An 8,493-nucleotide genomic window follows, 5' to 3' on the forward strand; every position below is an offset into this window, starting at 1 on the left:
CGGCGACGAGCACCCGCAGGCCGGCGGGGAAAACGGCCTCCGCGCCGCCGGCCTCCAGGCCAGCGGTCGGGCCCGGCGCAAATGCATCGCTCATGCCGCAGCTCCGGTGATGCCGGCGGTCGATTCGATCACGGCTTTCATCTTCCTGCCCAGCGCCTCGTAGAACATGGACAACGGAAACTCATCCTCCAGTACCTGGTCCGTAATTTCACGCAGCGGGGCCGTGAGCGGGAGCGCATCCGGCCCCTTGGCCCAGACGGAGGCCGGGTGGGGCGTGAGCGTGCTGGTCAGCAGCTGGTAAGCCGCCAGCCAGTGCGAGAGCTTCGGCCGGTCGATGGAGTGCCAGTAGAGATCGTCGATCTGCTGGCCGAGGGCGACGACCGCATCCGCGACATGGTCCCAGTCGATGCTGAGCTTCGAATCGGTCCAGTGCAGCACATGGTGCTGGTGCAGCCAGGCGAACAGGAGCTGGCCGCCCAAGCCGTCATAGTTGCGGACCCGGTTTCCGGTGATGGCGAAGCGGAAGATCCGGTCGAAGATCACGGCGTACTGCACCAGGCGGGCGTGCGTACGGATCTCGTCGTCCGCGGTGGCATCGTGCTGCAGCCGCACCGCTTCCCGGAAAGCGGTCAGATCGCAGCGCAGTTCTTCCAGCGAGTACAGGAAGTAGGGCATGCGCTGCTTGATCATGAACGGGTCGAAGGGCAGGTCCCCGCGCATATGGGTGCGGTCGTGGATCAGGTCCCACATGACGAAGGTTTCCTCGGCCAGCCGCTGGTCCTGCAGCAGCTCCGCCGCTTCCTCGGGCAGTTCGAGCGAAGTGATGTCCGCTGCCGCAGCGACCACCTTGCGGAAACGCGCGGCTTCCCGGTCGGCGAAGATCGCACCCCACGTGAACCTGGGGGTTTCCCGGACGGCCACGGTTTCCGGGAAGAGCACGGCCGAGTTGGTGTCGTAACCGGCGGTGAAGTCGAGGAACCGGATCGGGACGAAGAGCTTGTTCGAATAGTCTCCCGCTTCGAGCTCGGCGATGAAGTCCGGCCAGATGACCTCCAGCAGGACCGCCTCAACCAGACGGTCCTGGCTGCCGTTCTGTGTGTACATCGGGAAGACCACCAGATGGACGAGCCCGTTGGCGCGCTGCTGCTGGGGCTGGAAGGCCATCAGCGAGTCGAGGAAATCCGGGACGCCGAAGCCGGTGGCTGCCCACCGCCGGAAGTCCTGCTGCAGCAGGCGGAGGTACTCGCCGTCGTACTCAAGGGACGGCGCCAGGTCCGTGATGGCGGCCATGATGGTCTCAACGCATGCCCTCGCTTCTGCATGCCGGTCCTGCTCTTGGACGGAGCCGTCGTGCGCCTGCAGCAGACGCAGGGCGGCGGCGGCTGCCTTGAGCCGGAGCCAGGCAGGATGCTCGGCCAGATTGGAATTGCTGCGCTGCCAGGCGCCGGACGGCGTGGTGGCCAGAGTCATGTCGAACCCCCTCGTCAACGGCGCGCTGGATATGCCGCACCGCGTTTGCACTGTTGCACCGAGCGTAGCAATTCGACAGTAAAGCTAATCAGCAAGAAGGGCCACTGATTAGAGACTCTCGTGCTCGTACCAAGCCGCGCAGGGAACAGGACCAGCACCGCTCATCCTGGTCCCAGCGGCGCCGGAAGGGCTTCTTAGTCCTTCGCAGCGGCGTCCTCTTCGAGGGTCAGCGAGATCGAGTTGATGCAGTAGCGCTGGTCCGTGGGCGTGTTGTACCCCTCGCCCTCGAAGACATGGCCCAGGTGCGAATCGCAGTTGGCGCAGCGGACCTCGACCCGCTCCATCCCGAGGGTCGAGTCGCGCAGGTAACGGACCTTGCCCTCGGCCAGCGGCGCCCAGAAGGAGGGCCAGCCGCAGTGCGAATCGAACTTCTCCTTGCTGGTGAAGAGTTCCATGCCGCAGGCGCGGCACCGGTAGACACCTGTAGTGTGCGTGTCCCAAAATTCGCCGGTATAAGGCCGTTCGGTACCCGCCTGGCGGAGCACATGGTACTCCTCGGGCGTCAGTTCACGCCGCCATTCGTCCTCGGTCTTGGTGACCGGAAAAGTCCCGGAAGTGTTCTCCACGTTGGTCATATCCTTTCAACGCCTACGAATCGCCGATGTATCCCGAACCTGAGTAGAGGTGCAGCACCGGGATGCCCAACTTGTCCTGCGCCCGGTTCGCCCAGTCGGTGTGGAAGGTGTCCTCCACGGCATGCGGGGTGGTGATGACAACCGCCCGGTCCACCGGATGCTCGCGGACGTGCTCGACCAGGGCGGATACGGCGTCGTCCCCGACAATCTCGACAGTGCCGGCGAGGTTGCTCCCGGCCAGCGCCTCAACGGAAAGCCGTTTGGCTTCCTCGGCTTCCAGCTTGGCCTCGTCCGCCGAGGGCTGGCCGTGCAGCAGTTCGCGGAAGGCGGTTGCCACATCAAGCAGGCTGAGATTGTCCAGGAAGTCGAGGAGGAGGTTGCGTTTCGTATCCTCCGGAATCAGCACGCTGAACGTGGTGCCCTCGGAGGCCAGCAATTGGAGGTTCCGCAGATCGGCTCCATTGAGGGGTTCCTCGGTGAGCACCACGATGGTTTCGGTCATGCGCCCAGCGTAGCCAGCATCGGGGACAGTCAACAATACGGGACTGCATTCCGTGCCCAGACTGTTCCTCGGACGCGAAGACCGGCGCGTGGTCATCCCGGGACAAGGCGGTTGGGTCAGAATGGAGGCATGGTTCTGTTCGTCCCCCGGAAGTCCCCCGAGGCCATCGCCGCGGAAGAAGCTGCGGACGCCGCGCTCCCGTGGATGCGCTGGATCACCTTGGGAGCCATGGTCGGCGCCGGTACGGGATCCGTGCTGGCGGCTGCGTCCTCGGGCATCGCCTCCTACTTCGCGCGGCAGTTGCTCACGCCGGTCCGCGAGCACGTTCAGAACCTCGAAATCCTGGCGGTGGTCGGCAGCGAAGAACATCCGGAGATCATCCTGCCCGCCACCGTGGAGACGACGGCCCCCGGCGTTTACAGCGTCTATTTCGACGGCGGAGCCGGCCAGGCGAGGATCGGTGCCATCACGTCCTACTCGCCGCAGGACCGTACGGTGCAGCGCCGGGTTGAAAAGGTCTACAGCGGCGACCTGGCTACCGCCCGCCGAGGCTGGTGGGGCGGCGCGGTCTACCCGGATCCTGCGGCAGCGGGGCTGGCGAACGAGGAAGTGAAGATCAACGTCGAGGGCGGTCCGGCACCCGCTTGGCTGGTCCGGGGCGACGCCGCCTGCCGCACCTGGGCGATCATGGTGCACGGCCGAGGGGCCACCCGGCAGGAAGGCATCCGTGCGGTGCCGACGGTCAGACAGTTGGGCATGACATCGCTGCTCATCTCCTACCGGAACGACGGCGAAGCGCCGGCTGCGCCGGACGGCCGGTACGGCCTGGGCTTGACCGAGTGGCTCGACGTGGAGGCTGCGATCAGCTACGCCCTGGAGCATGGAGCGCACAACGTCGTGCTTTTCGGCTGGTCGATGGGTGGCGCGATCAGCCTGCAGGCAGCGGACCAGTCCATCCACCGCAACCGGATCCGGGCACTGGTCCTGGACGCGCCGGTCATTAACTGGATCGACGTGCTGGCCTACCAGGCGCGGCTCAACCGCATTCCCGCTGCCATCGGCCGCTTTACCCAATGGCTGATTTCCAATCGGGCGGGGCGGCTCCTGACGGGTCTTGCGTCGCCGTTGGATCTGCGCAAGATGAACTGGGTCGCGAGGGCTGACCAGCTCAGCGTACCCACGCTGATCCTGCACAACGAGAATGACGATTTTGTTCCGTATGGGCCATCCGCCGAGCTGGCGGAGCAGAACCCCCGGCTCGTGACCTTCGAGCGGTTCAGCGGCGCCGGGCACACCAAGGAGTGGAACGTGGATCCGGAGCGCTGGGAATCGACCGTCCAGGAGTGGCTGCTCGGCGTGCTAGGTCCGGCATTGACCGGTTACGCCAAGGAAGCAGGCGTCCCGCACAGGGCGGATCCCAGGGGATAGCAGGGCTCAGCCGCTTGCCACATCGGCGACGCCTGCATCCGCCAGGCGGACCAGGTCCTGCGGCGCCAACTCGATCTCCAGTCCTCTTCGGCCAGCGGAGACCACGATCGAGGGGAAGGCCAGGGCACTGCGGTCGATGGTGGTCGGGCTGGCCTGCCGCTGTCCGAGCGGCGAAATTCCCCCGAGCACGTATCCGGTCCGCCGCTGCGCGAGGACCGGGTCGGCCATGGAAGCCCTTTTCACGCCGAGCGCAGCACCGCACGCCTTCAGGTCCAAGGTCGTGGCTACCGGGATAATGACCGCGGCAAGGAGCGGACCGGCTGAAACCATCAGGGTCTTGAATACCCTGGCAGAGGAGAAACCGAGCCGCTCCGCCGCTTCCAGTCCGTAGCTGGCCACTCCCGGATCATGCTCGAAGCTGTGCAGGGTGTAGGGAACTCCGACCCTGTCCAGCAGCACAGTGGCCGGTGTGCCGGAGGACGCAGCGCGCTTGGCCATCAGGCGCGCTGCGGACGGCTAGGCCGCGGCCCGCGCATCGTTGATCTGCCGCTTGATCCGCGCCAGCATCGCGGTCATACCGCGCATGCGCAGCGGCGTAATCGCGCGGGTCAATCCCAGCTGGTCCGGTACATCGTCCGGCACTGCCAGGATGTCATCCGCCGGCAGCCCGTTGAGTCCCTCGTGCAGGACGCCGGCAAAGCCACGGGTGGTCGGGGCCTCCGGGGGAGCCGAGAAGAAGATCTCCACCGGCTGCCCCGGAGCCTCTCCGAGCTCCAAGGCCAAGAACAACGGCGACTGGCACTCCACGACCTGTTCGAGCAGCTCGGGTTGCCCGGCAAGGTGCTCCGGCAAGTCCGGCAGGGACCGCGAGAATTCGAGCAACAACTGCAGGCGTTCTGGCTCTTCCATGGCCTGGAAGTCGTCGATGATTTCCGCCAGCTGGGCCGGGATTCGTTGTTCAGTCACAATCGTTAATTCTACGCCGGTTCAACGGCGCGGAGCCGGAGCCCCACCCGGTTCCGAACCCTTGACGATCGGGACCCGTACGGCATTGCCCCACTCGGTCCAGGAGCCGTCATAGTTGCGCACGTTCTCGAAACCCAGCAAGTACTTGAGCACGAACCAGGTGTGGCTCGACCGCTCGCCGATTCGGCAGTAGGCCACCACTTCATCACCGTCGCTCAGGCTGGCCTCGCCTTATAGATGGCCTCCAGCTCCTCGCGGGTCCTGAACGTGCCGTCCTCGGCCGCAGCCCTGCCCCACGGGACGGAAGCGGCGCTGGGAATGTGCCCGCCGCGGAGGGTTCCTTCCTCCGGGTACGCCGGCATGGTGGTGCGCGCCCCGGAGTATTCCTCGGGCGACCGGACGTCGATCAGCGGCTTGCCGAAATGGTTTAGGACGTCGGTGAGGTAGGCGCGGATGGGAGCGTCGTTGCGCTCGATCACGGGGTAGTCCGTGGCAGCCGGCTGCGGAACGTCGGTGGTGAGCTCGCGGCCTTCGGCAATCCATTTGTCCCTGCCGCCGTCGAGCAGTCGCACGTCCTCATGGCCAAACAGCGTGAACACCCACAACGCATAGGCAGCCCACCAGTTGCTCTTGTCCCCGTAGATGACGACGGTGGTGTCGCGCGAAATGCCCTTGGCGCGCATCAGGTCGGCGAAGCCTTGGCCGTCCACGTAATCCCGGGCGACCGGGTCATTGAGGTCGGTGTGCCAGTCGATCTTGACCGCACCGGGGATGTGCCCAGTGTCATAGAGCAGGATGTCTTCGTCCGACTCAACGACGACGAGGGACTCGCTGCCAAGGTTGGCAGCCAGCCATTCGGTGGACACGAGCCGCTCCGGATGGGCATACGCGGCAAACTTCTCGTTCTGTTCGGTGGCAACTGTCACAGCTGTCCTTCCCGTTGTTGGGTGGTGTGGATTCCCAGCTAGCCTATCCACAGCCGGGGACAAAAGCTTCCGCCGCTTCTTTCGGGGACACGCTGAATCCGCCAAGACAGGTTAGGTGGCGTATCGTTTTTCTGGCGGCAAATCACCGCCGTCCAGAATCCAGGAAGGCTTTGGGCCGCTTACGTGCCGCAGATCGAACAGCTTACTCGCCGGACTCCGAAAGTATCAGTGGACGAACTCCTGAAGGGGTTCCATCCGTCGCCGCGCTTTGGCGAGGTGTCCTTCAGCAGCTACCGGCCCGACCCTGCCCAGCCGTCGCAGGCCGCAGCGGTCAAGGCGCTGCAGGACTTCGCCGCCTCAGTGGACGACCGGGGCCCCAGCGGCTTGAAGCGCCTGTTCGGTGCCAAGAAAAACCGCAGCCGTGCCGGCATCTACCTCGACGGTGGCTTCGGGGTTGGCAAGACCCACTTGCTGGCTTCCTTGTGGCACGCTGTGGAGGGCCCAAAGGCTTTCGGAACGTTTGTTGAGTACACCAACCTCGTCGGCGCGCTCTCGTTCCGCAAGACGGTCGAGGCGCTCAGTACGTACAAGCTCGTCTGCATTGACGAATTCGAGCTCGATGACCCGGGCGATACCGTCCTGATGTCCCGGCTGATGCGCGAGCTCGCCGACGCCGGCGTCAAGCTGGCTGCGACGTCGAACACGCTGCCCGGGGCGCTTGGAGAGGGCCGCTTTGCTGCCGTCGACTTCCAACGTGAAATCCAGGTCCTGGCCGACCAATTCGACGTGATCCGCGTCGACGGCGAGGATTACCGGCACCGGGGGCTTCCCGCTGCTCCCGCACCGCTGTCGGACCAGGAACTGAAGCGCCGTGTCTACAGCGACTTCAAGGGCCAGGTTGTCGCCGCCGATGAGTTCACTGCCTTGGTCAGCCATCTGGAGGGTGTCCACCCAAGCCGTTACCGCCAGTTCATCGCCGGGATCGACGCCGTAGCCTGGCACAACGTGGCGACTATCACCGAGCAGTCGGTAGCCCTGCGGTTCGTTGTGCTGGCTGACCGGCTCTATGACAAGGATGTGCCCATCCTCGCCAGCGGGGCACCCTTCGATGAACTCTTCACGCCCGAAATGATGGCCGGTGGCTATATGAAGAAGTATTACCGGGCTGTTTCCCGCCTGACAGCACTGGCACGCGAAGGCCAATCAGGCGAACCGTCCTAGACGCGGCAAAGGCGCCGGCTCTGCCTCGCGGCTGGACCGGCGCCCTCTTTGCCGTGCTCTTGGACCTGATCAGGCCGTCGGGTTGTTCCCATCGGTGGGTCCAGGGTTGTTCCTCGGTGCCTTGTCGATGAGTTCGGAGGCCTTGGCTTGGAGCCCATCGACCTGGCCGGAGTACTTGCCTCCGGTCTTGTTGTCGATGAAGTCACCGACTTTGCCGATGCCGCCCTTGATACTGTCGGCGTTGTTGCCAACCAGTTCAGCCGCCTTGTCCTTTAGCCCTCCGGCCTTGCCCTTGAGCTCGTCAAATATAGACACAGGCACCTCCTTTCTCCCGCGGGAACCTGCTCGTTCCCGTTCGATCCCATACTAGGCGTGACGTCCTGCTCGTCAACGCCGGCCTTCAAGCGGGGCCCACGGGATCATCCAGGAAACCAAGGATCAGGCGGCATCACTACGGAAGCTTCGACGCCGAGGTTACGGCACGTCGCCCCGGTGCGGTGGGCGGTATGTGTTTGATCAGGCCACCGATGCATAACGTGCTCGCTGTGGGGGACAGGCGCACTTGTTCCTCCGTGAGGCCATATGCCGTTAGCCGGAGAACGTAGCGCTGCTGGGCCAGGAAGGCGAGCAAGGTGTCCAGTTCGTGGTCCTGCGGTGCAGCATTGCCGCTCGTCATTCCTCCCGGTCATTCCTTCCGCTGCTCCAGATTCGCAGGTCCAGGGGAGGAGCGTAGCTGATTGAGATCAGGGAGTTTCCGCTTCCAGGGGAGGTTAAATGAGCAACGGCCCCCGAAGGGGCCGTTGATGATGGTGGGCGATACTGGGATCGAACCAGTGACCTCTTCCGTGTCAGGGAAGCGCGCTACCGCTGCGCCAATCGCCCTGGATCCGCCAGCACCAGGCACATTAGCCTGCCCAGTGTTGGGATTGGAGCGGACGACGGGATTCGAACCCGCGACATCCACCTTGGCAAGGTGGTGCTCTAGCCAGCTGAGCTACGTCCGCGTGGAGAGGATCCGCGTAGTGCGGACTCCATCCGTGGGCGATACTGGGATCGAACCAGTGACCTCTTCCGTGTCAGGGAAGCGCGCTACCGCTGCGCCAATCGCCCGTAAGGGTTTTGCTGCAAGTGCATGGCACCTGCTAACGAGGTGGGGACGGGATTCGAACCCGCGTATACGGCTTTGCAGGCCGCTGCCTCGCCTCTCGGCCACCCCACCGTGGCCTGCAGATCCAGGGCCGGCCAGCCGGGCTGGCACATACAGTGACTTGCGAGCGGACGACGGGATTCGAACCCGCGACATCCACCTTGGCAAGGTGGTGCTCTAGCCAGCTGAGCTACGTCC

Annotated in this window: 9 protein-coding genes, 5 tRNA genes and 1 pseudogene; 2 read left to right on the forward strand and 13 right to left on the reverse strand. The window is 64.7% G+C overall.

The window, feature by feature from the left end; translation table 11 throughout:
- Positions 1-90: 90 nt before the first annotated feature.
- From D477_RS11660 to D477_RS11670, 3 genes are all read right to left on the reverse strand, one after another.
- The gene (locus tag D477_RS11660) at positions 91-1,470 is read right to left on the reverse strand and encodes a DUF6421 family protein (protein ID WP_005269352.1); all 1,380 of its coding nucleotides are present in this window, start codon (positions 1,468-1,470) and stop codon (positions 91-93) included.
- 194 nt (positions 1,471-1,664) lie between these two features.
- Positions 1,665-2,105: a peptide-methionine (R)-S-oxide reductase MsrB gene (gene msrB / locus D477_RS11665; protein ID WP_005269353.1), complete on the reverse strand. Its 441-nt coding sequence runs from the start codon at positions 2,103-2,105 to the stop codon at positions 1,665-1,667.
- 13 nt (positions 2,106-2,118) lie between these two features.
- Complete coding sequence (locus tag D477_RS11670) at positions 2,119-2,607, reverse strand: hypothetical protein (RefSeq protein ID WP_005269354.1); 489 nt, start codon at positions 2,605-2,607, stop codon at positions 2,119-2,121.
- Positions 2,608-2,736: 129 nt separating this feature from the next.
- On the opposite strand from D477_RS11670, the gene D477_RS11675 reads away from it, so the two are divergent.
- Entirely contained in the window at positions 2,737-4,035 is a 1,299-nt protein-coding gene (locus tag D477_RS11675) for an alpha/beta hydrolase family protein (RefSeq protein ID WP_005269355.1), read from the forward strand.
- 6 nt (positions 4,036-4,041) lie between these two features.
- Here the strand turns inward: D477_RS11675 and ybaK are convergent, their stop codons facing one another.
- The 3 genes and pseudogenes from ybaK to D477_RS11690 form a co-directional block, all read right to left on the reverse strand.
- Positions 4,042-4,533, reverse strand: a complete 492-nt coding sequence (ybaK, locus tag D477_RS11680; protein WP_005269357.1) for a Cys-tRNA(Pro) deacylase — start codon at positions 4,531-4,533, stop codon at positions 4,042-4,044.
- 18 nt (positions 4,534-4,551) lie between these two features.
- The gene (locus tag D477_RS11685) at positions 4,552-5,001 is read right to left on the reverse strand and encodes a SufE family protein (protein WP_005269358.1); all 450 of its coding nucleotides are present in this window, start codon (positions 4,999-5,001) and stop codon (positions 4,552-4,554) included.
- A gap of 21 nt (positions 5,002-5,022) precedes the next feature.
- Positions 5,023-5,927 (reverse strand): annotated as a pseudogene (locus tag D477_RS11690) (sulfurtransferase).
- 183 nt (positions 5,928-6,110) lie between these two features.
- Between D477_RS11690 and zapE the strand changes: the two are divergent.
- Positions 6,111-7,148: a cell division protein ZapE gene (gene zapE, locus D477_RS11695; RefSeq protein ID WP_005269360.1), complete on the forward strand. Its 1,038-nt coding sequence runs from the start codon at positions 6,111-6,113 to the stop codon at positions 7,146-7,148.
- 69 nt (positions 7,149-7,217) lie between these two features.
- Here zapE and D477_RS11700 read toward each other — a convergent pair whose 3' ends face one another.
- The 7 genes from D477_RS11700 to D477_RS11730 form a co-directional block, all read right to left on the reverse strand.
- Complete coding sequence (locus D477_RS11700; protein WP_005269362.1) at positions 7,218-7,463, reverse strand: antitoxin; 246 nt, start codon at positions 7,461-7,463, stop codon at positions 7,218-7,220.
- A gap of 136 nt (positions 7,464-7,599) precedes the next feature.
- Positions 7,600-7,824: a mycothiol transferase gene (locus tag D477_RS11705; protein ID WP_005269364.1), complete on the reverse strand. Its 225-nt coding sequence runs from the start codon at positions 7,822-7,824 to the stop codon at positions 7,600-7,602.
- Between the two features lie 131 nt (positions 7,825-7,955).
- Positions 7,956-8,030, reverse strand: a tRNA-Val gene (locus tag D477_RS11710).
- A gap of 45 nt (positions 8,031-8,075) precedes the next feature.
- A tRNA-Gly gene (locus tag D477_RS11715) sits at positions 8,076-8,152 on the reverse strand.
- A 34-nt stretch (positions 8,153-8,186) separates the two neighbouring features.
- Positions 8,187-8,258: transfer RNA gene (locus D477_RS11720), tRNA-Val, on the reverse strand.
- Positions 8,259-8,296: 38 nt separating this feature from the next.
- Positions 8,297-8,367 (reverse strand) — tRNA-Cys (locus D477_RS11725).
- A 54-nt stretch (positions 8,368-8,421) separates the two neighbouring features.
- Positions 8,422-8,493: transfer RNA gene (locus tag D477_RS11730), tRNA-Gly, on the reverse strand.

Origin of the sequence: Arthrobacter crystallopoietes BAB-32, assembly GCF_000328305.2 — a bacterium.
GTDB lineage: Bacteria > Actinomycetota > Actinomycetes > Actinomycetales > Micrococcaceae > Crystallibacter > Crystallibacter crystallopoietes_A.

Excerpts from the sequence above, each read along its gene's own strand:
- ybaK (WP_005269357.1), bottom strand. The coding sequence starts at position 4,533 with ATGGCCAAGCGCGCTGCGTCCTCCGGCACACCGGCCACTGTGCTGCTG.
- D477_RS11660 (WP_005269352.1), bottom strand. The coding sequence starts at position 1,470 with ATGACTCTGGCCACCACGCCGTCCGGCGCCTGGCAGCGCAGCAATTCC.
- D477_RS11675 (WP_005269355.1), top strand. The coding sequence starts at position 2,737 with ATGGTTCTGTTCGTCCCCCGGAAGTCCCCCGAGGCCATCGCCGCGGAA.
- D477_RS11705 (WP_005269364.1), bottom strand. The coding sequence starts at position 7,824 with ATGACGAGCGGCAATGCTGCACCGCAGGACCACGAACTGGACACCTTG.
- D477_RS11670 (WP_005269354.1), bottom strand. The coding sequence starts at position 2,607 with ATGACCGAAACCATCGTGGTGCTCACCGAGGAACCCCTCAATGGAGCC.
- msrB (WP_005269353.1), bottom strand. The coding sequence starts at position 2,105 with ATGACCAACGTGGAGAACACTTCCGGGACTTTTCCGGTCACCAAGACC.